This window comes from Roseateles koreensis, assembly GCF_028595305.1.
In the GTDB taxonomy this organism is placed as follows: Bacteria; Pseudomonadota; Gammaproteobacteria; order Burkholderiales; family Burkholderiaceae_C; genus Paucibacter_A; species Paucibacter_A koreensis.
Genome location: NZ_JAQQXS010000012.1, coordinates 1 through 21,684, shown reverse-complemented (window position 1 = coordinate 21,684; position 21,684 = coordinate 1). Strand labels below are relative to the sequence as shown.

The window sequence follows — 21,684 nt, the reverse complement described above, 5'->3', positions numbered from 1 at the left end:
TTGTGAGTAATTCACGGAAGAACCCCCTAATTCTTGGGGGCTCTCCGCGGCGACGCCCGCTGTAGCTCTTTTGTCATATTTAAATTTTCTAATTCGTCGCCATACGCTGCCGCATGCGTAACCGCGCCACATCTGCCGTGTCCATCCCGCTGTTTGATGATGATTTAGTTACCGCTTAAATAACTAGTTAGTTAATCATTCAACGAGAACCCCTGCACCATCACGCGCAACATCGCAACGGCTCAAAGCCTCCACGGCCCGACCTCGTCGTTCTCTCTTACCGAATTCAGTATTTCTATGCCGTCCCCCACTTCAAACTCAAGCCTGCGCTCACGCCTTCTGCTGGTTGCCGCGCTGGCCATGGTCCTGGGCCTGCTGCCCAGCATCTGGCTGCTGCGCGGCATGCAGACACAGATCGGACAGCTCAAACTGGAAGCCCAGGGCCTGCCCGTCAATCGCCTCTGGCAAGCCAGCATGACAGCGATGCAAAAGCATCAAAGCCTGGCCGCTGAATCGGTCTCCACACGCCTAGCCGCTAAAGACGAACTCCCTGCCGCCGCCCACGCGCGCGATGAAGCCCTGAAAGTCTTGCAAGCCGAACTACCCCCCCAATTCGACGCCCGCCACGCCCAAGCCATTCAGGCGCTGAGCCAACAAATCGCATCGCTGGATCAGGCCTTGAATACGCCGGGCATCAACGTCGCCCATTTGATGCGCGAGCGGCAGGCTATTGAAGTGAAAGCGGTTGACGCAATCACCGATTTCAACGACGACGCAGGCCTGCTGCACGACCCCGACCGGGCCAGCTACTTTGGCTTCATGGCTGGCCTGCAATCAGCCCCGCTGGTCAACGCCGCGCTGGCCGAGTTGAGCACCATCGCCACCGCTGCGGCGGTGGACGATGTGGATGCCGTGGCCTCCGCCGTAACCCGTTATCACGAGCGTGCCGACGCCATGCTGCGGGCCCTGCTGGCCGCACAGCGGGCAGACCACGCAAGAGACAAGGCCCTGGCGCCCATGATCGAGCAAGCCCGCCAGCAGCGCGAATTGGTGGACACCGCGCTGCGCGCGGCGGCCCATGACGTGAACTATCCATTGCCGGTATTGGCGGCCAGCTTTGCCAAGGCGGCGCAGCTTCAATCGCAACTGTCCGCGCAGCTGCTGCATTTTTTGGAGTCTGAATTGCAGCATCGCGCCCAGGTCGCCACGGTTCAAGGCGTGCTGCTGCTGGGTGGTGTCGTCGGCCTGCTGAGCCTGCTGGGCGGGGTGCTGTACCGCAGCATGAAGCAGTTGCTGACGGCGATTGGGCAGATTCTGCAGGTGACCGATCGCATCGCCAGCGGCGACCTGACCCAACCGGTACCTGAAGGACGGCGTGATGAAATAGGCGGCGTGCTCACGGCGATGAAAAACATGCAAGACCGATTGCGCGAATTGGTTGAACAAATTCATCAAGGCGCGGGCAGTATCCGCACAGCGGCCGAGGAAATTTCGGGCGGAAATCTCGACCTGGCCCAGCGCACCGAGATGGCAGCCAGCCATTTGCAGCAAACCACTTCCAATGTCGATTTGTTGGATCAGTCTGTTCAGCAAAGCGCCCAAGCCCGCGCCAGCGCGGCCGCCCTGACCGACTCCGCCAGCGACATGGCCAACAGCGGCGACAGCGTCGTCGGGCAGGTGGTCGAAACGATGCGCGGCATTCAGGACGCCTCGCGTCAGATCGCCGACATCACCGGCCTGATTGACGGCATTGCGTTCCAGACCAACATCCTCGCGCTCAACGCCGCGGTGGAAGCGGCGCGTGCAGGTGAACAAGGGCGCGGCTTTGCGGTAGTGGCCTCTGAAGTGCGCGCCCTGGCAGGACGCAGCACTACCGCGGTGCGGGAGATCCGCAGCCTGATTGCCCGCTCTGTGGAGCGGGTGGAGAGTGGCGCGGTCCTGGCTGCCGACGCGGGCCAAGCCATGCAGCAGATTGTCAGCAAGGTCCATGAGGTGAGCACCGTGGTGCGCGGCATGGACCAGCAAGCACGCACACAGGCGAGCCAAACCGAAGAGCTGAGTCGAGCCGTGCGTGCCATCGACGCGATGACACAGCAAAACGCCGCCCTGGTGGAGCAATCCGCAGCGTCGGCCGACACCCTGCGCCTGCAAGCCACGGCGATGGAAACGGCGGTGCAGGCCTTTCGCCTCTGACCCCACGCCCCGGCGCCAAGCCCTCGCGCCAAGCCATTGGGTGACTGAATCACGGAGTCCGTCCAGTCTTGCCGTCAGGGCTGGGCTTGAAAATGGCCCTCACCAGCCCAGTCTCAAACACAACGACCTAAAATGGGAGTGTGAACACACCACTCCCGATCCCCTCCCGCGCCCACACGGTCAGCGTGGTCAGCAATGCCGATCTGCATTGCCACTCCACCCTGTCGGACGGCACGCTGACGCCTGAAGCCCTGGCCCAGCGGGCGGTTGCCAACGGCGTGGCCTTGTGGGCATTGACCGATCACGACGAGGTGGGCGGCCAGCAACGCGCTTTGGACGCTGCGCTGGCCTTGGGCTTGCCTTACCTGACGGGCGTGGAAATTTCAGTCAGCTTTGCGGGCCGCGTCGTGCACATCGTGGGGCTGGGTTTCGACCACCACAACACCGCGCTGATTGAAGGCCTGCACGCCACGCGGGGCGGGCGCGAGCAGCGTGCGCGCGACATGGCCGCCGGGCTCGCGCAAGTGGGCATTCACGGGACTTTCGAAGGCGCTTTGACCTTTGTCGGCAACCCCGAATTGATTTCGCGCACCCACTTTGCCCGCTTTCTGGTTGAAGCGGGCCACTGCCATGATGTCAACGAGGTGTTCCGCCGCTACCTGACCGAGGGAAAGCCGGGTTATGTCGAACATCGATGGGCACGCCTGGGCGATGCGGTGCGCTGGATCCGCGAGGCCGGTGGCGCGGCGGTGATTGCCCATCCGGCCCGCTACGCCTTCACACCCACTGAAGAGTACGCCTTGATCACCGAATTCATGGCCCACGGCGGCCAAGGTATCGAGGTGGTGACCGGCAGCCACTCAGCCGCCGAGGCGGTCAAGTACGCGCAGACGGCGCTGGAGTTTGATCTCTTCGCCTCACGCGGCTCTGACTTCCATTCACCCGAAGAAAGCCGCGTCGATCTGGGCCGACTGGACGGCCTCTCCGGCCGGCTCAAACCCATCTGGCAAGTGCTGGAACATCGGGTGCACTGGCCGGCGTGCGTCTGAGCCCACCGTCGCGTGGCGCCCACGCCCGCCGGCATGCAATGGCCGTGTCGATGGACAATGCGGCATGGCTCAATATTTTGAAGTTCACCCCGAGAACCCGCAGGCGCGCTTTCTGAAACAAGCTGCGCAGCTGCTGCATGCCGGCGGCGTGTTGGCGATCCCGACCGATTCGAGCTACGCCCTGGTCTGCCGGCTCGACGACAAAGCGGCAGTTGAGCACCTGCGCCGCATCCGTGGGGTGGACGACAAACACCATCTCACCCTGCTGTGCCGCGACCTGAGTGAGTTGGCCAGCTACGCCCGTGTCGACAACCAGCAGTACCGGCTGTTGAAACTGGCCACGCCAGGGCCTTTTGCCTTCATTCTGGAAGCCACGAAAGAGGTGCCGCGGCGCCTCTCGCACCCGTCGCGCCGCACCATCGGCTTGCGCGTTCCCGATCACCGGGTGACACAAGACCTGCTGGCGCTTTTTGGCGAGCCGCTGATTTCGACAACCTTGATCCCGCCGGGTGAAGACGAGCCGATGAACGACGCCCAGGAGATTGCCGAGCGTTTCGACAAGGTCTTGCAAGCCGTGGTGGACGCCGGTGCCTGCACGCTGCAGCCCACCACCGTGATCGACCTGAGCGGCCCCGAGCCGGTGCTGGTGCGGCGCGGCCAGGGCGACCCCGAAAAGCTGGGCCTGAGCTTCAGCGAAGACTGAGGATTTCAATCACACGAGGGCGGTCAAAGCCGACCAAGGTCTGGCCGCGCACGATCAGGGTGGGCGTGCCCCGTGCGCCCCGGGCTTCGAACTCGGCCCGGCAGGCCGCGTCCTGCTCGATGAAACACTCATGAAAAGGCACGCCGGCCCGGGTCATCCAGGCCCGGGCTTTTTCGCAATAGATGCAGGTGGTGGACGACAGCATTGCGATGTCGCCCGGCGCCGCCCAACGGCGCATCTGCTCAGCCTGCGTGCGCGAGCTGAACCACGCGGCACCTTGGCTGGCCACCAGCACCAGCGCCAGGATCAGCGCCAAGGCCCATAGATCGGCCTTGGGTTTGCGCTTCATGGCGGCAGGCGCTGATCGCGAGAGGGATGAGGCCGTCAGACTGCGGCGGTGATGACGATCTCAACCTTCCACTCCGGGCGGGCCAGCTTGGCTTCAACAGTGGCACGGGCGGGCGGATTGCCCGCAGACACCCAAGCGTCCCAGGCTGCGTTCATGCCCGGGAAGTCGGCCACATTGGCCAGAAAAATCTGGGCACGCAAGATTTTGCTCTTGTCGGAACCGGCACGGGCCAGCAAGTCATCAATGGCTTTCAGCACCTGAGCGGTCTGGCCCGTGATGTCTTGGCTGCCATCGGCGGCCACCTGGCCTGCCAGATAGGCCACGCCGTTGTGCACGGACATTTCACACATGCGGGCGCCGGCATCAAAGCGCTGGATGGCTGCTGTTGTCATTTCAAGAACCTTTCTTTTTGGTGGAATGATGGTGCGAGTGGCCAGGGGCCTTGGGACCCTGGCCATGCGGATGTTTCTTGCTCGTGCCGGGCGCCGGGTTGGCATCAGCGCCAGCCTTTTGGCCCAGCTTGCTTTCGGTGCCGTTGAGCAGCTTGCGGATATTGCCCTCATGGCGCCACACCAACAGCAACGCCATCAAAATCAACGCCCCGACGATGGGGCCGGTGCCCCAGATCAGCATTTGGTAGAAGGGAGCGAAGGCCGCCGCTGTCAATGACGCCAGCGAGGAATACCGCGAAAAATAAGCAATGATCAGCCAGGTGGCCAGGGCCGCAGCACCCAGCACCGGGTTCAGCGCCAGGATCACGCCGGCCGCGGTGGCCACGCCCTTGCCGCCTTCGAAGCGGAAGAAAATCGGCCACAAATGCCCCAGAAAAGCCCCCAGGCCCACCAGCGCCGCCGTGCCCTCGCCCAGGCCCAGTCGCTCGCCGAACAAGCTCACCAGCAGCACCGGCACATAACCCTTGAGTGCGTCGAACACCAGCGTTAGCACCGCAGCAGCCTTGTTGCCGGAGCGCAGCACATTGGTGGCGCCTGGGTTACCGGAGCCGTAGCTGCGCGGGTCAGACAAACCCATGGCGCGGCTAATGATCACCGCGAAGGACAAAGAACCGATCAAATAGCCCGCAACAGCGGCCAGAACGGGGTAGAGGAAGTTTTGAAGTGTCTCTTGCATGGGGCGCTATTCTGCACTGGCGCAATGAACCGGCCTCGCCGCGACCAGATCCGGCAGCAGCCGGGGGTCGATGCCAACGAGATAACCGCGCCGCCCGCCGTTGATGCAGATGCGGGGCAAGTCAAGAATGCCCTGCTCCACAAACACCGGCATCGCCTTGCGCAGGCCAAACGGCGAGGTGCCGCCCACCATATAGCCGCTGTGGCGCTGGGCCACGTCAGGCTTGCAGGGCTCAACCTTTTTGCAGGGGATCTGCCGCGCCAACTCCTTCAGGCTGACCTGCCGGTCGCCGTGCATCAAGACGATCAGGGGCTGGGCTTTTTCGTCCTGCATCACCAGGGTTTTAACCACGGCGTGTTCAGGCACCCCCAGCTGGCGTGAAGACTCAGCGGTGCCGCCATGCTCGACATAGTCGTAAACATGCTCGGTAAACACAATGCCGCGCTGGCGCAGAAACTGCGTGGCCGGCGTCTCGCTGACATGGGCTGTTTTCTTGGACATGGCGCGCATTTTCGCCGAAAGCCTGCAGAATCCGCTCCAACAACCTTCGCCCCCTCCAACACCGAACGACTGAGCCCCCACGCCATGACCCAGCCCACGCCGCCCAAACCCGAACTGGCTCGCACGCTGCTGGCCTTGCTGAGCATCGCGCTGCTGATGTTTGCCTCCTTGTGGGTGCTGCGGCCATTCTTGGCCCCGCTGATCTGGGCCATCATGGTGGTGGTGGCCACATGGCCCATGATGAAGGCGCTGCAGCAGCGCCTGTGGGGCCGCCGCGCCCTGGCCACTGGCGTGATGGTAGCGGCCTTGCTGCTCGTGCTGTTCGTGCCCTTGAGCGTGGGGCTGACCGCCCTGGTCACCCATGCAGACAGCATCATCGCCTTCGCCAACGACCTGGCAGACGCCCAATTGCCGCCGCCCCCGCACTGGCTGACCGCCTTGCCCTTGGCGGGCGATAGCCTGGCCGAAATCTGGCATCGCGTGGCGATTGACGGCTTGGCCTATGTGATGGCGCAGATCAAGCCCTACATCGGCATCTCGCTGAAATGGGTGGCGTCCCAGGCCGGCAATGTCGGCATGATCGGCCTCCAGTTTTTGATCACGGTCGGCATCAGTGGCGTGCTGTACAGCTATGGCGAAGATGCAGCGCGCGGCGTGCGCGGCTTCGCCCGCCGGCTGGCAGGCTCGCAAGGCGACGAGGCCGTCACGCTGGCCGGGCAGGCCATTCGCGGTGTGGCGTTGGGCATTGTGGTCACGGCGATCGTGCAGTCTACGCTCGGCAGCATCAGCTTGTGGGTCTCCGGGGTGCCGTTTGCGGGCTTGCTTGGCGCGGTGATGTTCATGTCGTGCCTGGCGCAGATCGGCCCGGTGCTGGTGCTGGCACCGGCCGTGGCCTGGCTGTACTGGTCGGGGGCGCACAGCGCGGGCACGGTGCTGCTGGTGCTCACCGTCGTCATCACCTCGCTCGACAATTTTCTGCGTCCATGGCTGATCAAGAAGGGCGCTGATTTGCCGCTGCTGCTGATTTTTTCGGGCGTCATCGGCGGGCTCCTGGCCTTTGGCCTGGTAGGGCTGTTTGTCGGCCCGGTGGTACTGGCCGTGACCTATACCCTGCTGCTGGCGTGGATTGGCGATGCCATGCCTGAGAACGCCCGGGCGATTTCAAAGAAGACCTGAGCACACGGCGGCGGGCAGGGCCTCTCACTGCCATCAAGTTGTCACCTCGATTTCATAAAGTGCCGAGCAGAACGCAGCGCAAGACATGAGCGGTCCGCCTGGACGATCCGCCGATTGCCTGCTGGCTTTCATCCATCGGCAATTTCAAGGTCCAACATGTCTCACGCACCTGTTTTCTCCGGTCAAGGCCGCTTGCGCGCTGCCCTCACGCTGGCGGCTTTGGCCGCAGCCAGCTTTGCAGGCTCGGTCTGGGCACAAAACACCACGCCCGTGGTGTTCACCTTCTCGGCCGTGGGCGACTCGCGCCAAGACCCGATCAACTTCGACAAAGCCAGTGTGGGCAGCACCTTGAATGGCCAGGACGCCACCTGGTTGCAAAACACCAAGGCCACCACCCGCATCCTGCGCACCATCCAGTCGCAAAAAGCCAGCATGTTGTTCTTCAACGGCGACATGGTGCACGGCTACGGCTGGGCCGGCTTTGGCTACACCTCAAACGCGGCGCAATCGAGCATCAACGCCAGCCCAGTGGCACCGGCTTCGGTGAGCGATGTGGTCAGCAGCGATCTGGTCAAGTTCTACCAGCAGTACGGTTTTTGGCGCGGCCTGATGGCCCCGATGATGGAAACCGGCACCTATGTATTCCCGGTGGCCGGCAACCATGAGGTGCAGTGCAAGGCCTGCGGCAAGAAGTCCAAGGTTGAAAACGAAAACGCCTGGGCCGCCAATATGGGCGATCTCGTGCTCGACACCTCCCGTTTCACCGGCATTCTCGGCACCGCGCCGCAGAACGTGAACTACGGCCCCGCCGTCGGCAGCAGCCCCGACGGCTTGAGCACCGACCAAAGCAAGCTGTCCTACAGCTTCGACTACAAGGGCATGCACTTTGCGGTGATCAATACCGACCCGGTGGGCATGGAGTCCCGCGCACCCACCCAATGGCTGTCCGCTGACTTGGCTGCTGCCAAGGCTCGCGGCATGAAGAAGAGCTTTGTCTTCGGCCACAAGGCGGCCTACACCTACGCCTACCTCGCCAACACCGCCACCGCCGCAGGTGGCCTGGACGCGGCCCCCGGCAGCACCGCCGAGCGCGATGCCTTCTGGGACGTTATTGAAGCGAATGGCGCCACCTACTTCTGCGGGCACGAGCACATCTACAACATCTCGCGCCCTCGCGGCGGCGCCTATCAGGTGATCGTGGGCTCGGGCGGCTCGCCCTTCGACGCCAAGTCGACCGACGTCACCAAGAGCCCCGCCACCGACCGCTCCTACGCCTGGGCCACCGTCAAGGTGCACCAGGACGGTGGCGTCGATGTTCTGGGTTATGGCTTTGACGAGCACTTCGGCCCGACCCAGTTGCTGCAACAGATCTACCTGCCTTGAGCCCCGTGGAGACGCTTGATATGAAAAAATTCAACACGCCTTCGCTGTTCGTTGCAGCTGCGATCACCCTGACGGTGGGCGCGGCAGGTGCCTCGCCGCTGCTGCTGGACACCGGCACGCCCAACGGCGCGGCCGTGGGTGGCTACACCTTCGACAGCAATGACAGCTACGCCGGTCTGGTGAACTTCGCCAGTGCCTCGCAGGTGCAATCAATCGCCGCCCACGTGCTGAACGGTGCCGCCGGCGAGACCTTCACCATTGCCTTGTTCAGCAACAGCGCCAGCCAGCTGCCTGACCAGCAGCTGTATGCCGCCACCGCCACCTTCAGCGCTGACGGCTGGAACGGCGTGTCCGGCCTCTCGGGCTGGAACGTCACGGCAGGCAGCTACTGGGTGGCCCTTGAAGTGGGCGCCAGCGACACCCTGGGCACCAACAGCGTTGGCCCCGTGCTGGACACGGGTGCGCCCACGCCGGTGGCTGCCACTGCGTTCAACGGCGGCAGCGGCTATCAGTCAACCGCCGTGCCGATGTCCATCGGCCTGCAGGTGGACGCCGTGTCGGCCGTGCCCGAGCCCGGCTCGCTCGCCTTGTTGAGCATCGGCCTGATGGCCTTGTTTGCAGGTGCAAACCGAGTCAAGCGCCGTTGAGATTGAAAGTTAGTTATTTTCGAAAGACCGCCGTATTTCGTGCAGCCGCTGCGGCGGGCACGCTGGCCCTGTTGGCCTTCGTGCCCTCGCGTGTGATTCAGGCCTGCTCCGACCTGATGGAGCCAACGGGCACTGACACGCACTTTCCGCGGGTCTATGGCGACCGGCCCACCGTAGCGCAATTGACCGATCTCGGGCGGCGCATTTTCTCGGACGCCAGCCTGTCGGCCTCGGGCCGGCAGTCTTGCGCGAGCTGCCACGATCCGGCCTCAGCCTACGGGCCGCCGAACCGCGCGCCTGTGCAAGCAGGCGGGCCGCAGATGGACCGATTCGGCTTTCGCAACACGCCCTCGCTGCGCTATCTGCATTCTCCGATGGCGTTCACCGAGCACTTCTTCGAGATCGAACCCACCGGTGGCAAGGACGACCAAGGCCCCACCGGCGGACGCACCTGGGACGGGCGCGTGGACAGCGGCCATGACCAGGCGCTGATGCCCTTGATGGACGGCAATGAAATGGCCAATGCCAGCCATGAGGACATCGCCGCCCGCCTGCGCAAGAGCCCCTATGCGGCCGACTTTGCCAGGGCACTCAGCCCCGACGGCGAGAACGTACTTGACGATGTGGAAGCCACCGTAGCCTGGATGACCGTGGCGCTGGAAACCTTTGAGCAATCGCCTTCGGACTTTCATCCCTTCAGCAGCAAGTTTGACGCCTATCTGCGTGACCAGGTTCAGCTGAGCCCGCAGGAGCAGCGCGGCATGGCCGTGTTCAACGACATGAAGAAGGGCAACTGCGCCAGCTGCCACCCCAGCACGCACAAGAATGCGGGCGTGCGGTTTCCGCTGTTCACTGACATGGGCTACAACGCCCTGGGCGTGCCGCGCAACGTCGCTTTGCCCGCCAACCGCAAGCCCGACTTTTTCGACCTCGGCCTGTGCGGCCCGCTGCGTGTGGACCTCAAGGAACGCACCGAATACTGCGGCATGTTTCGCACCCCCACCCTGCGCAATGTGGCGCTGCGCCACAACTTCTTCCACAACGGCGCGGTGCACACCTTGCGCGAGGCCGTGGCGTTTTATGCCACCCGCGACACCGCACCGCAGCAGTGGTATCCGCGCGGCGCCGGCGGCAAGGCCGAGGCTTTCAACGACCTGCCCCAGCCCTACCAAGGCAATGTGTACACCGGCATTCCATTCAAGCCCTTGGCCAATGGGCAGTCGCGCCTGACAGGCCGGGAGATTGATGACATCGTCGCCTTTCTGGGCACCTTGTCAGATGGCTACGTGCCGCCCAAGCCCGGCCGGCGCGCGATCAAGCCCTGAAGGCGGGGCGCATTGCGTCCGCAAATGTGCGCAAAAGCCCGCCAAAAGTCAGCCAAAGGTCAACATGCGGGCGCCGTTAACATCAGCGCCTCGCACACACTGCCGTTCATGCTGCTCCCGATGCCCCGCTTGTTCAACGCTTCCCGTTTTTCCCCGGCAAAGCGCCTGTGCCATGGCGCTGCGCTGCTGCTGATTTGCTGCCCCCACCTTACGGCGTGGGCAGACATCGCCGCCAAGGTCGACGCCATGGTCGGCAACCAGCGCAAGATTTGGGTCTTGCGTGACGACGCCACGCCGGCCAACCGCGGCGAGGCGCGTCGCGCGGGTCAGTACCTGTATTTCACCAACCTCCAATTGGGCCAAAGCCTGCTGGCCGAACTGGGCCAGAACCCTGACACACTGCCCCGCCAGTTCAAGCGCTGGGCCGAGGCCATGGACAAGCCGGAGTTCAGCGATGAAGACCGGCTCGTCTTCCGCGGGCCCCTGGAAGCCGCCCTGCCCCGCCTGGGCGCCGAAGAGCATCAGGACGCTGACGCCAGGTTGGAGCGCCTCAGCGCCCTGCGCCACGTCTTGGGCGCCGATTTTCTCGACGCCTTCAATCCCGTGCCCCTGAAAGCCCGCCCTTACAGCCCGCGTTGGACGGACTACGTCAAGCACCTGGCGCAACAGCAAAGCAGCACGCAAATCTTGAGTGAGTTGGCAGACACGGTGCAACCCGGCGGCGAGGCCTCAGCCAGCGCGCCCACCCAAGCTACCGGCCCTGGCGTGCCCGGTGTACCTGAACTGGCGGAACAACAACGCGCCCTCAAGGCCCGTGCGCTGGAGTGGAACGGCGAAGAATTGCCTGAGCGCACCCTGCTGCTGACCTTTGACGACGGCCCGCACCCGGTGCACACGCCCGCCGTGCTCGACATCCTGCAGCACTACGGCCTGAAAGCCATCTTCTTTCAGGTGGGCCGCAATCTCGGCGAACTACAAGACGGCCATGTGAGCGCGACACGTAACGAGGCACTTGAGCGGCGCATCGTGGCCGAGGGCCACGCCATCGGCAATCACTCCTACACCCATCCGCAACTGCCGCGGCTGAGCACGCCTCAGGTTGATCAAGAAATCGCAGACACCCAAAAACTGCTCGACCACCATGTGCCCACGGGGCCTGCGCGCACGGGCACCTTCCGCCCGCCCTTTGGCGCGCGTGATGACCGGGTGTTGGCTGAAATCGAGCAGCACGGCCTGCGCTCAGTCATCTGGAACATCGACTCGGAAGATTGGGCCGACCCCCTGCCCAGCTCTATCGCGCACCGCATCGTCAGCGAGGCCGAAAAAAATGGCCGCGGCATCGTGTTGATGCACGATATCCATGCCCGTACCGTTGAAGCCTTGCCGCAGGTGATCGAGCAGTTGCTGCAACGCGGTTTCCGCTTCGCGCACTGGGACGGCAGCCATCTGGTCGCTAACACACCACTGCCAGTTGCGCCGGCCGAAGCGGCCGCTTTGCCCTCATTCCTGGCCCCAGCCCAAGCACCCGCACCCGCGTCGTCACCGGCCCAACCAGAAAAAGTGAAGCGCTGAAACAAGCGCGCCCCCAATCAAGGGGGCGCGACGGTGCGAAAGGCCGAAAACGCGGAGCGCTCAGCCCATACTCCGTATTGTTAGGCCTTGTTGATTTCCAGCGTGGCCAGGCGAGTCATGTTGGTCATCGAGAGGCGATGAATTTCGATCAGCGCCAGCAGGCCGTTGCGATGCAGTTCAACCACTTTTTCATCCGGCAGCGCAGCCAGCTTCTTCTCGTCCACAGCCAGGAAGCCTTCGACATCCAGCTTTTCGCCGTTGCCCAGGGTGGCTTCAAAACGCATGTCTTGCAGCAGGTCCAACTCCATCAGCACGTGGCAGGCGTTGCGAGTACGCTCGGACTCTTGCTCGAAGTTTTCGAGGAAGTTGCGAGCGTTCACCAGGAACTCGGTGGGCTGGCCGTCCGCGGCGAACAGCGACTGCCCTTCGGTCACCGAGAAGCCGGCCCATTCGCTGTCATAGCAAACGGCCACCGTGTTGGGATCGTCGCCCACACGCGCCATCGCGAAGGGATAACGGCGCAGATAAGCGGGCATGTAATTGCCGGTCCACTGGCCATCCTTGACGAACAGATTGCTGCCCGCTTTCAGGCCGAGCACAGCCAGGGGCGCTACCGATTGCTTGCTGCCGTCCGTCGGCACTTCACCGACGCGAACGAACACGATCGGGAATTCCTTGCAGGCTTCGGCAAACTCCACCACGGCCAGGAACAACGAATTCAGGCCCGCCGCACGTTCCACGGTCGACAGTTCCGTCTTCAGGCGCAGGTGCTTGTGGGCCTCGCGGTCCAGGGGCACCAAATTACCGTAAAGGGGGGGCGTACTCATGACTTATCTACTCCATCAACAGCCAGTCGACTGACCAGCACTTTGTCCACACGCTTGCCATCGAGGTCCACCACCTCGAATTTCCAGGCGTTCCACTCCACCACATCGGCCGTGCGCGGCAAGCGCCCCAGCAGCAGCATGATCATGCCGGCCAGGGTGTTGTAGCGCCCACGATCCTCTTCGGGCAGTTCTTTCAGGCCCAGCCGATCTTTCAACTCGGGCACCGGGATCAAGCCATCCAAAAGCCAGCTCCCATCCTCGCGTTGCACCGCCCAGGCATCCCCATCACTGGGCGCGTTGAATTCGCCCGCAATGGCTTCCAGCACGTCGCGCACGGAGATCACTCCTTGCACTTCACCATATTCATCCACCACAAAAACCAACGGCACTTCAGACACCCGGAATTGCTCCAGCAACTCCATGCCCGACAAGGTTTCGGGCACAAACACGGGCGCCTCAAGATCTTCCGTCAAGGCCATGGGCTGGCCACTGAGCGCACGCTGAAGCAGCATCTGCGCGGAGACAACGCCCTGCACTTCGGCCAAACTGCCCCGGCACACCGGGTAGCGGCTGTAGCCGTGGGCCTTGAGCACGGCCAGCACCTGCTGCGGGTCGTCACGCTCATCGAGCCAGGCAATTTCAGCGCGGGGAATCATCATCGAGCCGATCTCGCGCTCGTCCAGGCGAAACACGTTGCGCACCATCTGGTGCTCATGCGCCTCGATCACGCCGGCCTCGCGCCCTTCATCCAGGCTGGCGGCGATTTCTTCTTCCGTCACGCTGCGCGGCGTGTGGCCGCCCTGCCCGATCAAGCCCAGGGTGGTCTCCGTACAAAAGGTCAAAAACTTCACCAGCGGGCGTGCCGCCACCGACAAAAATTCCATCACCGGCGCCACTTTGCGCGCCACCGTTTCAGGGTAAATCTGCCCCAGGCGCTTGGGCACCAATTCACCAAAAATGATAGTCAGCACGGTGATGATGATCACCACCATCGCCGTGGCGGTGATGTCCACCACCCGGTCGTGCCAGCCGAATGTGGCGGTCAACCAGTTAGAGAGCGGCTTCGAGAATGCTGCGTCGCCCACGATGCCGTTGAGCACGCCGATCGAGGTGATGCCGATCTGCACCGTGGACAAAAATTTGGTCGGATCGTCATGCAAATTCATGGCCGCCTGGGCGCCAGACTCCGACGCTTCAACCAACACCTGCAAACGCGCTTTGCGACTGGCCGACAAAGCCATCTCCGAAGCCGCAAAAAATGCGTTGAGGAGCAACAAGAAAAGAAGAAGCGCGGTATCCATGAAAAGCGCCGCTGGGCAAAGTGCGACGCGAGCCGCCCTACAGCTTGCGCAGGCTGATTGATGCAAGAGCCGCGTAGGGTATCAGAACACAATGAAAGTTCTGACAGCACAATCCCGCAATGAACTATTTGATCGGCGACCTCCAGGGCTGCTGCAACGCATTTGAGCGTTTGCTGGCCAAAATCGACTTTTCTCCCTCGCGGGACCGGCTCTACCTGCTGGGCGACCTGGTCAACCGCGGTCCGGCCTCCCTGGCGACCTTGCGGCGTTTGATGGCGCTGGGCGATGCCGCCACCTGCCTGCTGGGCAACCACGACCTGCACCTGCTGGCCGTGGCCCAGGAAATACGGCCCGCGCACCGCAGCGACACCGTGCAAGACATTTTGGCCGCCCCGGACCGCGAGGCCCTGCTGCACTGGCTTTGCCAGCAACGCATGGCGGTATTTGAGCAAGGCTGGCTGATGGTGCATGCGGGCGTGGTGCCCCAATGGGATCTCGCCCAAACGCTGAGCCTCAGCGGTGAGGTGGAGGCCCTGCTACGCGGCCCCGATCTGAATGACTTTCTGCAGCACATGTACGGCAACGAGCCCTCGCGTTGGTCCGATTCGCTGCAGGGCAACGACCGCCTGCGCTTCGTCATCAACACCCTCACCCGGCTCAGGTTCTGCAACGCCGACGGCCGCCTCGACTTCAAGACCAAAGACGGGGCCGACGCCGCACCCGAGGGCTTCTACCCTTGGTTTGCAACGCCCGGCCGCCGCACCGCGGGTACGCCCATCGCCTTCGGCCACTGGTCCACCCTGGGCCTGATCTCACGCCCCAACCTCCTGGCCCTCGACACTGGCTGCGTCTGGGGCGGCCACCTGAGCGCGGCCCGCGTTGAAGCCGGCAAAACGCTGGAACTCATTCAGGTGACCTGCGACCAAGCGCAAAAGCCTGGCCGCTGACCCCTGCACGCCCAGGCCCAAAGCCCCGTCATTTCAAGGCTACAATGCTCGTCTCACGCAAGGCAAAACCAGCCCGCCGTGACAACGAAGATACCCAAAGGAAGCTTGGCCGAGCGGTTTAAGGCACCGGTCTTGAAAACCGGCGAGGGTTTATCCCCTCCGTGAGTTCGAATCTCACAGCTTCCGCCAAATGCATGGTAAGTCGTTGATTCGCCTACACTCCCCTGTTCAAGGGGGCTTCGTAGGAGAGAGGTATGTCAAAAACGTATGACAACCCGGATCAAAAACTCACCGTGCCGAAACATTTTTACAAGCCAGCAAACTCAAGTTGCTGGTACGTCCGTCTTGTGCCCCCCAAACATGTCCAACATGTTGTGGGCGTCCGCCCGTTCCGAATCACCACCGGCCATTCAAATCTGAAAAAGGCGGAAGAAGTCGGATTCAAACTGATCGGAGCGAAGCTGAGCGAGTGGTCCATGCTTGCTGAACTCAGCGCCCCTTCAGAAGCTAAGCCAACTGTCCTCACAGAGACCATCATCGATGGAATCTGTAGCGCAAGGCTCTACGCGTGGATGAAGTCGGACGAGGAAGACCGCGAAACAGGACTGACGGAAGAAGAGCTGCAGAACCTCGAAGAATTCTGCCGCCACACTGACACATCCATGCGCGCCGCGCTAGCGCAGGGCCCCGCTTCGGCACATTGGCCCGACCTGGTCGACAGGGTTTTAACCTGGGCAAGGGACATTGGCTTTGAACTGAGCCCGACGGACACGTTCATGCCAACCTTGATGCGCCGTTTTGCACAGGTGGAGCGCAAAGCCAGCGAAGGCATGCGCCTGCGGAACAAGGGCGACGACTGTTCGACCCCATCGCCGCCCGCTGCGGCTTTTAACACGCTGTCGTCCGTCACAGATGCTTATCTGGCGCACAAAGCAGTCAACGGCAGAACCAAGCACATCGACACGACCCTCAACGCTTGGCGCCTCTTCATCGACTATGTCGGCGATGTCCAGTTTGACACCATCAAATCAGCGCACATTTTCGAATTCATGCTCGCGCGAATGCATGCTGAAAAGAAGCCCTGGAGCGAAGAGCGAGCGAGAAATTTCGGCAAACGATCCTTAAGAGAAATTTTCGGTCTTGCTCGAACCAAAGGGCTGATGACCATTCCGAACCCCGTGGACAGTCTCGAAGTTTTCCCCTCTTTGAGTAAAGCTACAGAGTCATCGAGGAAGAAGCCACGCCATCCATTCACCTCCGCTCAGCTCAACACGCTCTTCTCATCGGAATGGTACGACCCCAACGAAAGCCAATTGTTCAGGGGGAAAATGCGTACTGATTTAGGTGCACGCTACTGGATTCCATTGATCAGTCTCTGTCATGGAAATCGAGTCAGTGAGGCTGCACAGCTGGTCGTTTCAGATTTCGATGATCGAGCCGGGCTATTGGTTCTGTCGTTTCGTGTCGAAATTGACTCAGAAGACGACGAAGACAAAGCAGAGCCAGTCAACGCGGAAAAGGGCCTGTCGGCAGAAGAGATCGAGTTGGAACGATTGCGAAGGCTGAAAAACAAGCACACAGAGCGAACTGTGCCAGTACACCCGCTGTTGACAGACCTAGGATTCGCCGAATTCATCGAATCCCGCCGTAGCGAGTCAGGGAACCAAGCCTTGCTGTTTCCATCAAGCCTACCCGAGCCAGGCAGCAAAGCGCCAAAGCTGGGCAGGGCATACGAACAATCGTTTTTACGCTTCGTACGCGACAAATTGTGCTTCGGCAACGGCTACGGAAATCACTCTTTTAGGCATCAACTGGAGGACCACCTCCGCGAAACTCAGTCCAAATCTGGGCTCTGGCCCGCTGGCATGAGTCAACAATACTCAGGGCGAAAGAAAACTCGCCCTGTAGACAGAGACTTTGTACTGTCGGAAGGAAGTGAAGCTCTGTACGGTGGGGGCTACCAGCCCGCCGCGATGATGCCGTTTGTTAGCCGGCTAGATTTCAGTGGCATCACCCCACCCTTGCCGTACGACGAATGGCTGCAAGGAAAGCCAAAAACTGACCCCAAATAGGATGAGGTCTCTGCATGGTTTTCCTACACTTCGCACTTGGCTGCAGAGCCTTGTCAGAAGGCTTGGCTTGCTTCAGCGCGGTCCCCTCAGCCAAATGCACTCACACAACTTCAGCGAGTGGCCGCAAGCCTTCGCCACCAGCCGAATGCTGGCGTCGGCCTCGCGCGACCCGCGACCGTTTGCGTCATAAGCAGACGACACAATCGGTCTCGGACTTCGCCCTCAGGGGCGCGCACCCGGACGAACAGGATTACATGAAGCTTCCACCGTGGCGTGTTCCGCCGCCTCTATCTCTTTTGGGTCTACTGAGAAGGTCAGTGACAGCAATGCTCCTGACGACCTCCATTCCGTTCGTCTCAGCGCAGGAGCTTCCGCGTGAGTTCAAGCTGCTGAGCGCTCGCGACCTCACGTTCGCGTGCACCGTACACACCACATTCCTGGCGACAACCGCTGCGCATAGCTCCGACGCGACGAGCCGATCAAATGCAACCGATGCAATGAGGCTGGCACTCGTATGGATGCGCGAGGCTGCGCGCGAGCAAGCTACGCAAGCGGAAACGCTGGATTGGAGGCGGCGTGTGGAGGCGCTAGGCTCAGAGCAACTCCGCGAACAAGCCACGTACTGCATAAGACACGCTTCGATGATGTTCAATGCCATGCCAGCAACCATGCAACGCGACTTGAAAGACGAGGCACAGCAACGAGCTAGCAAGCTAATGGCAAGGGAAAAGAACTGAATCTATCCGAGTTTTCTGAATGAATTGGGCTTCCATTTTGAATGGGGATGGGTCGCTACTTTTGGAGCGGACTGCTTCGCCTTGTTCAACTTATCCAAGTCATTCAGCCCAATCAGCCGGCACCGCCACCCGGTCAATCCACAGCCGCCCAGCCCTGGCCTCGACCGAAACATGCTTCGCGCTGAAGCGTCTGGGCGCGCCGGCCACCAAAGCCTCAAGATCCACCGTCGCATGGCCAAACCAGACGCCGCGCGCGGGGCAATGCAAGGTTTCGTCCTTGACGGTGATGGACAGCTGACCCGGCAAGGCTTCGAAGGAGACCGGTGTCGACGCATACAGGTCAAGCCGTGCGCGCAACCGGGTCAAGGTGAAGCGCAGGAAACCACCATCGACCAGCAAGCGCGGATGGCCGGGGTCGAGTTTTTTGCCGATGCGCTTGTGTTCCGCAAACTTCGCGGCACCGGACAGTTCAATCGGCAGCGGCGTCTCGCCAAACGCCTCTCGCCATGCCGACGCCAAACGCAGTAGCACGTCGCCGCGCACCATCTCGGTCGCGAAAAACAATTCACCCCATACAGCGCTGCGCTTCCCCACTGCCGACGCCGTGCCCTGCCAGTCACCAAACATGTCGGGGCCAACGCCAAATTTGAGCGCTACACCTTGGCACTCTGCCACCCAGCTCAGGCATTCACTGTGCGGCCCGTCCGGCGTGAAACCGACTTCTGCGAACACCTGCCGAGTCGGCGCCGTGTCGAGCAACCATTTGAGTTCGTCCCTATTCATTGCTTCACCTCGCTGGCTTAAACGCATCGGACTAGCCGTCGATGGCAGTGAGGCTGCCCCTGCTTCTGGCCAGCCAGCCGCCTCGGCGGTGCGCATGAGTTGCGCCAACTCGCCCAGGGCTTCCTTGAAATCGGCCTTGGCATGGCGCCGTACCAGCGCCCGAATCGCGCGCGCCGGCAAGTGTCCGATGGGGCACAGAGTTTGGTCGGGGGTAAAGCCGTTCCAGCGCGAGCCTGCATCACACTGGATCTGCTGGGCCATGGTTTCGACACGCCAACAAAACACGGGGCCCGGGGCGACGCTCGGCTGGGACACGTAACCATAAGGACGGGTGACCACCACCATTTGTCCAAGGTTATCGGTCCGGCCGCCCACCAGCACCGCGACCGAGCCCTCTTGGCAACGCGCATCGCTGGGAATGCGCAGGGCGCTCATGACTCAGCGGCGCCGAACTCGACAAAGTTCGCTTCCGACAACTCCGACTCGCCACTCCACTGATAGGCCACCAGCGGCCCACGCTTGGCGGCCGAGTAGTCCAGACAAGCGAACTTCGGACCGAGGGGGCCTGGCGTGCCTTGCAGCCAATAGTGGCCCACAAAAATCGGCGAGCCTTCAATTGCCGGCTGTGGATGCCCGGTCGGCAAGGCCTTGTCTGGCACGCAGTCCGATTGGCTTGGCCCCAGGATGGCGTAGTCGCGATAGCTCTTCGCGTCATTCTGCCACCAGCGGCAGCGCACGTCGTAGCGCTTGTGGCCTTCGTGATCGATGAAGAAGCCTTCCGCCGGCAGCTTCAGCTCCAAGCCCTTGCAGACGCCCTCCATCGCCTCGTACGCGAGCGAATGCTTGCTGTAGGCGTCGACCAGAAATTCCTCACACATGCTTTGCCCCGAGGCGTCCCAGAAACGTGACTCGATGTAGGCGATGCGCTCGGGGTCCCACCAGGCGTGCGTCACCCGGATGCCACCCAAGTCCAGAAACGGCGGCAGCGTCTTGAACCAGGCAATCAACTCCGCATGCAGGGCCGAGTCTTGGCCGACCTGCTTTAAAAATTCTGCATGCTGTGCGAGGTTCTTTGGCGACCTGGGGCGCAGGTATTGGCCTGCGTTGGCCGGGTCCGGCGTTGCCCAGCCAATCGCGTTGAATTCATGGTTGCCCATGATGCACAAAGCGTTGCCACTGTCGACCATCTGCCGCACGATTTCCAACACCCGCATCTGCCCTGGCCCTCGATCAATCAGGTCGCCAAGGAAGATCGCCTTGCGGCCGGTGGGGGCAAGGTAGGCGCATCCATCGGGCACGTAGCCCATTTGCAGCAGCAGACCTTCGAGCTTCTCGGCATGGCCGTGGATGTCACCAATGATGTCGTACATATCTCGTCCCTTTCGCTACTTGATTTGTCGAGTCTTGCGGCAATAGAGCTCGGCCGCCTCCACCTATGCAGTTCCAAGCGACTAAGCGGTTCTGATGAAACTTACCGCATTACCCCGCCCTTCGTTGCATCTTGCAACAAAGTATATGCCGGTTAGTAGTACAGTGCAACTATGCGTGCAAATCATCAACCACAGCTCGTTAGTTCGCGCTCCTCTGGGACGTCCCCGCCGTTGCATCCCATGCCCTTCGTTCGTATCGAGTTGGCGGTGATGTCGGTGCTGAATGATGCCTTGCACGTATTGCTGATCAAGCGTGAGCAAGCGCCCTATGCCGGCAGCTGGGCCTTGCCGGGTGGCGTGCTGCGCATCGATATCGACAAGGACTTGGAGGCTGCCGCACAGCGGGTGGCGCAAGAGCGCTTGGGTGTGTCGCTGCCTTATCTGCGCCAGCAATGCGCAGAAGGTTCGGCCATTCGCGACCCCCGCGCGCCTTGGGCGCTCAGCGTGGTCTATCGAGCCCTGGTTCCTCTGGGCTCCTTCGAGGCCGAGCCGGGCAAGCGTGTGGAAGCACTGAAATGGGTGCCGGTTGAAGAGGCGATGGCCGACCAGACTTTAGCCTTTGACCATGCGCAATTGATCGACCAAGCTGTCGCCTCAACCCGCGCTGAGGTGCAAAACCTGCAGCTGCCGGCCGGCTACTTGCCTGCCGAGTTCACTCTGGGTGAATTGCAGTCCATGTGTGAAGCGCTGCTCGGCCGACGATTGGATAAGTCGAGTTTCCGGCGCAGGCTTGATGATGCCGGTGTGGTCAGTGAAGTTCCAGGGGCGATGCGAACCGGGGCATTCAGGCCGGCGCAGCTTCACCGCTTGCGAGCCATGGAGGCATGAAATCGCTTGGCCTCAAACAGCAGGTGTGGCGAGGTTTTTTGCCTGGCTAGATGACGGCGGGTTGGCAAATCGGCGGAAGGTTACTTTCGGGTTGGGCCGCATTCTCTGAATTCAGTTGTCTACTTGGTGGGTGAGCTTACGCTCTGAAGAAGAGTCGAAAGAATAGGCTGCGAAAGCAGGCGGAGGCGTCCAGCCGACGAGGCCCGGCTTCGCTGGGTCCCGTAGACCGGAGGGGGCGCCGCCAGGGAGCCGCTGCGACAGCAGCGGCCCTCTTGGATACGAACGTGTCCAAGAGCAAGAGCTTCGCTCGCAGCCGCCAGTGGGGGAGCGCCTTAGCTCCCCGCCGCCACGGCCAAGGGCCGGGGCTACCCGGGGTTTTGCAGTGCCCGAGTCGCAGACGAGTGGACACGTCCCGAACGAGCCCCGAATGGGGCAAGGACGGGGCAAATACCCCGGGTAGCCCCGGCACGGAGTGCAGGGAGCGGCGCGCTCAAGAGGGGTGAGGCCGTGCAGGCCGAATTTTGCGTCCCCGCCCTCGCGGGGTTTAAGCAAAAGGACCCCGGCGATGTAGCACAGAAACTCGAAATCCGGTGTTGTGTTCGGTGTTGTGACGTAGTCGGACCTGCAAAATTCGTTTTTCCCAGCGTGTGGCTGAACGAGGTCGTCTCTGTCTGCGCCGTTAGGGAGCGAGTTGAATGCGACGGACATTCTGGTGGGCCATGGCGCCGTTGAG

The 21,684-nt window shown here is 62.0% G+C and carries 20 protein-coding genes and 1 tRNA gene; 13 read left to right on the top strand and 8 right to left on the bottom strand.

From position 1 onward, the window contains the following. The first annotated feature begins 297 nt into the window (after positions 1 to 297). The 3 genes from PRZ01_RS13750 to PRZ01_RS13740 all read left to right on the top strand — a co-directional run bounded on the left by PRZ01_RS13750 (position 298) and on the right by PRZ01_RS13740 (position 3,945). On the top strand, positions 298 to 2,193 hold the full coding sequence (locus PRZ01_RS13750) for a methyl-accepting chemotaxis protein (RefSeq protein WP_273597371.1): 1,896 nt from the start codon (positions 298 to 300) through the stop codon (positions 2,191 to 2,193). 140 nt (positions 2,194 to 2,333) lie between these two features. Next, the gene (locus tag PRZ01_RS13745) at positions 2,334 to 3,242 is read left to right on the top strand and encodes a 3',5'-nucleoside bisphosphate phosphatase (RefSeq protein WP_273597370.1); all 909 of its coding nucleotides are present in this window, start codon (positions 2,334 to 2,336) and stop codon (positions 3,240 to 3,242) included. A 64-nt stretch (positions 3,243 to 3,306) separates the two neighbouring features. Beyond that, on the top strand, positions 3,307 to 3,945 hold the full coding sequence (locus PRZ01_RS13740; protein ID WP_273597369.1) for an L-threonylcarbamoyladenylate synthase: 639 nt from the start codon (positions 3,307 to 3,309) through the stop codon (positions 3,943 to 3,945). Here PRZ01_RS13740 and PRZ01_RS13735 read toward each other — a convergent pair. Genes PRZ01_RS13735 through PRZ01_RS13720 form a run of 4 tightly spaced genes read right to left on the bottom strand, consistent with a single transcriptional unit; the run spans position 3,932 to position 5,923 of the window. Next, on the bottom strand, positions 3,932 to 4,294 hold the full coding sequence (locus PRZ01_RS13735) for a glutaredoxin family protein (RefSeq protein WP_273597368.1): 363 nt from the start codon (positions 4,292 to 4,294) through the stop codon (positions 3,932 to 3,934). The two genes, PRZ01_RS13740 and PRZ01_RS13735, sit on opposite strands and share 14 nt — an antisense overlap. A 35-nt stretch (positions 4,295 to 4,329) precedes the next feature. Beyond that, positions 4,330 to 4,686: a RidA family protein gene (locus PRZ01_RS13730; protein WP_273597367.1), complete on the bottom strand. Its 357-nt coding sequence runs from the start codon at positions 4,684 to 4,686 to the stop codon at positions 4,330 to 4,332. 1 nt (position 4,687) lies between these two features. After that, positions 4,688 to 5,422, bottom strand: a complete 735-nt coding sequence (gene plsY / locus PRZ01_RS13725; protein ID WP_273597366.1) for a glycerol-3-phosphate 1-O-acyltransferase PlsY — start codon at positions 5,420 to 5,422, stop codon at positions 4,688 to 4,690. Positions 5,423 to 5,428: 6 nt separating this feature from the next. Next, on the bottom strand, positions 5,429 to 5,923 hold the full coding sequence (locus PRZ01_RS13720; RefSeq protein ID WP_273597365.1) for an aminoacyl-tRNA deacylase: 495 nt from the start codon (positions 5,921 to 5,923) through the stop codon (positions 5,429 to 5,431). Positions 5,924 to 6,007: 84 nt separating this feature from the next. Between PRZ01_RS13720 and ydiK the strand changes: the two genes are divergently transcribed. The 5 genes from ydiK to PRZ01_RS13695 all read left to right on the top strand — a co-directional run bounded on the left by ydiK (position 6,008) and on the right by PRZ01_RS13695 (position 12,026). After that, positions 6,008 to 7,099 (top strand): AI-2E family transporter YdiK, encoded by a 1,092-nt coding sequence (ydiK, locus tag PRZ01_RS13715; protein ID WP_273597364.1) that lies wholly within the window; start codon positions 6,008 to 6,010, stop codon positions 7,097 to 7,099. Positions 7,100 to 7,255: 156 nt separating this feature from the next. After that, the gene (locus PRZ01_RS13710) at positions 7,256 to 8,482 is read left to right on the top strand and encodes a metallophosphoesterase family protein (RefSeq protein ID WP_273597363.1); all 1,227 of its coding nucleotides are present in this window, start codon (positions 7,256 to 7,258) and stop codon (positions 8,480 to 8,482) included. 20 nt (positions 8,483 to 8,502) lie between these two features. After that, positions 8,503 to 9,129: a PEP-CTERM sorting domain-containing protein gene (locus PRZ01_RS13705; RefSeq protein WP_273597362.1), complete on the top strand. Its 627-nt coding sequence runs from the start codon at positions 8,503 to 8,505 to the stop codon at positions 9,127 to 9,129. Then, positions 9,126 to 10,454: a cytochrome-c peroxidase gene (locus PRZ01_RS13700; protein WP_273597361.1), complete on the top strand. Its 1,329-nt coding sequence runs from the start codon at positions 9,126 to 9,128 to the stop codon at positions 10,452 to 10,454. Before PRZ01_RS13705 ends, PRZ01_RS13700 begins: the two co-directional genes overlap by 4 nt. A 108-nt stretch (positions 10,455 to 10,562) precedes the next feature. Next, complete coding sequence (locus PRZ01_RS13695; RefSeq protein WP_273597360.1) at positions 10,563 to 12,026, top strand: polysaccharide deacetylase family protein; 1,464 nt, start codon at positions 10,563 to 10,565, stop codon at positions 12,024 to 12,026. 80 nt (positions 12,027 to 12,106) lie between these two features. Here the strand turns inward: PRZ01_RS13695 and PRZ01_RS13690 are convergent, their stop codons facing one another. Next, the gene (locus PRZ01_RS13690) at positions 12,107 to 12,853 is read right to left on the bottom strand and encodes a SapC family protein (RefSeq protein ID WP_273597359.1); all 747 of its coding nucleotides are present in this window, start codon (positions 12,851 to 12,853) and stop codon (positions 12,107 to 12,109) included. Beyond that, complete coding sequence (locus PRZ01_RS13685) at positions 12,850 to 14,154, bottom strand: hemolysin family protein (protein ID WP_273597358.1); 1,305 nt, start codon at positions 14,152 to 14,154, stop codon at positions 12,850 to 12,852. The genes PRZ01_RS13690 and PRZ01_RS13685 overlap by 4 nt, the downstream gene beginning before the upstream one ends. Positions 14,155 to 14,273: 119 nt before the next feature. Here PRZ01_RS13685 and PRZ01_RS13680 point away from each other — a divergent pair, with 119 nt between their 5' ends. The 4 genes from PRZ01_RS13680 to PRZ01_RS13665 all read left to right on the top strand — a co-directional run bounded on the left by PRZ01_RS13680 (position 14,274) and on the right by PRZ01_RS13665 (position 17,910). Beyond that, on the top strand, positions 14,274 to 15,101 hold the full coding sequence (locus tag PRZ01_RS13680; protein WP_273597357.1) for a symmetrical bis(5'-nucleosyl)-tetraphosphatase: 828 nt from the start codon (positions 14,274 to 14,276) through the stop codon (positions 15,099 to 15,101). A gap of 99 nt (positions 15,102 to 15,200) precedes the next feature. Beyond that, positions 15,201 to 15,290 (top strand) — tRNA-Ser (locus tag PRZ01_RS13675). Positions 15,291 to 15,355: 65 nt separating this feature from the next. Beyond that, the gene (locus PRZ01_RS13670) at positions 15,356 to 17,173 is read left to right on the top strand and encodes a site-specific integrase (protein ID WP_273597356.1); all 1,818 of its coding nucleotides are present in this window, start codon (positions 15,356 to 15,358) and stop codon (positions 17,171 to 17,173) included. A 326-nt stretch (positions 17,174 to 17,499) separates the two neighbouring features. Beyond that, the gene (locus tag PRZ01_RS13665) at positions 17,500 to 17,910 is read left to right on the top strand and encodes a hypothetical protein (protein WP_273597355.1); all 411 of its coding nucleotides are present in this window, start codon (positions 17,500 to 17,502) and stop codon (positions 17,908 to 17,910) included. Positions 17,911 to 18,009: 99 nt separating this feature from the next. Here PRZ01_RS13665 and PRZ01_RS13660 read toward each other — a convergent pair whose 3' ends face one another. Together PRZ01_RS13660 and PRZ01_RS13655 are read right to left on the bottom strand one after the other, a co-directional pair. Then, positions 18,010 to 19,128, bottom strand: a complete 1,119-nt coding sequence (locus tag PRZ01_RS13660) for a hypothetical protein (protein WP_273597354.1) — start codon at positions 19,126 to 19,128, stop codon at positions 18,010 to 18,012. Next, entirely contained in the window at positions 19,125 to 20,063 is a 939-nt protein-coding gene (locus PRZ01_RS13655; RefSeq protein ID WP_273597353.1) for a metallophosphoesterase, read from the bottom strand. The genes PRZ01_RS13660 and PRZ01_RS13655 overlap by 4 nt, the downstream gene beginning before the upstream one ends. A gap of 240 nt (positions 20,064 to 20,303) precedes the next feature. Here PRZ01_RS13655 and PRZ01_RS13650 point away from each other — a divergent pair, with 240 nt between their 5' ends. Further along, positions 20,304 to 20,951: an NUDIX hydrolase gene (locus tag PRZ01_RS13650; protein ID WP_273597352.1), complete on the top strand. Its 648-nt coding sequence runs from the start codon at positions 20,304 to 20,306 to the stop codon at positions 20,949 to 20,951. Positions 20,952 to 21,684: the final 733 nt, after the last annotated feature.

Coding starts and splice junctions, on each gene's coding strand:
- PRZ01_RS13750 (WP_273597371.1), top strand. CDS start 298: ATGCCGTCCCCCACTTCAAACTCAAGCCTGCGCTCACGCCTTCTGCTG.
- PRZ01_RS13740 (WP_273597369.1), top strand. CDS start 3,307: ATGGCTCAATATTTTGAAGTTCACCCCGAGAACCCGCAGGCGCGCTTT.
- PRZ01_RS13735 (WP_273597368.1), bottom strand. CDS start 4,294: ATGAAGCGCAAACCCAAGGCCGATCTATGGGCCTTGGCGCTGATCCTG.
- PRZ01_RS13730 (WP_273597367.1), bottom strand. CDS start 4,686: ATGACAACAGCAGCCATCCAGCGCTTTGATGCCGGCGCCCGCATGTGT.
- plsY (WP_273597366.1), bottom strand. CDS start 5,422: ATGCAAGAGACACTTCAAAACTTCCTCTACCCCGTTCTGGCCGCTGTT.
- PRZ01_RS13720 (WP_273597365.1), bottom strand. CDS start 5,923: ATGTCCAAGAAAACAGCCCATGTCAGCGAGACGCCGGCCACGCAGTTT.
- ydiK (WP_273597364.1), top strand. CDS start 6,008: ATGACCCAGCCCACGCCGCCCAAACCCGAACTGGCTCGCACGCTGCTG.
- PRZ01_RS13710 (WP_273597363.1), top strand. CDS start 7,256: ATGTCTCACGCACCTGTTTTCTCCGGTCAAGGCCGCTTGCGCGCTGCC.
- PRZ01_RS13705 (WP_273597362.1), top strand. CDS start 8,503: ATGAAAAAATTCAACACGCCTTCGCTGTTCGTTGCAGCTGCGATCACC.
- PRZ01_RS13695 (WP_273597360.1), top strand. CDS start 10,563: ATGCTGCTCCCGATGCCCCGCTTGTTCAACGCTTCCCGTTTTTCCCCG.
- PRZ01_RS13690 (WP_273597359.1), bottom strand. CDS start 12,853: ATGAGTACGCCCCCCCTTTACGGTAATTTGGTGCCCCTGGACCGCGAG.
- PRZ01_RS13685 (WP_273597358.1), bottom strand. CDS start 14,154: ATGGATACCGCGCTTCTTCTTTTCTTGTTGCTCCTCAACGCATTTTTT.
- PRZ01_RS13680 (WP_273597357.1), top strand. CDS start 14,274: ATGAACTATTTGATCGGCGACCTCCAGGGCTGCTGCAACGCATTTGAG.
- PRZ01_RS13670 (WP_273597356.1), top strand. CDS start 15,356: ATGTCAAAAACGTATGACAACCCGGATCAAAAACTCACCGTGCCGAAA.
- PRZ01_RS13665 (WP_273597355.1), top strand. CDS start 17,500: ATGCTCCTGACGACCTCCATTCCGTTCGTCTCAGCGCAGGAGCTTCCG.
- PRZ01_RS13660 (WP_273597354.1), bottom strand. CDS start 19,128: ATGAGCGCCCTGCGCATTCCCAGCGATGCGCGTTGCCAAGAGGGCTCG.
- PRZ01_RS13655 (WP_273597353.1), bottom strand. CDS start 20,063: ATGTACGACATCATTGGTGACATCCACGGCCATGCCGAGAAGCTCGAA.
- PRZ01_RS13650 (WP_273597352.1), top strand. CDS start 20,304: ATGCCCTTCGTTCGTATCGAGTTGGCGGTGATGTCGGTGCTGAATGAT.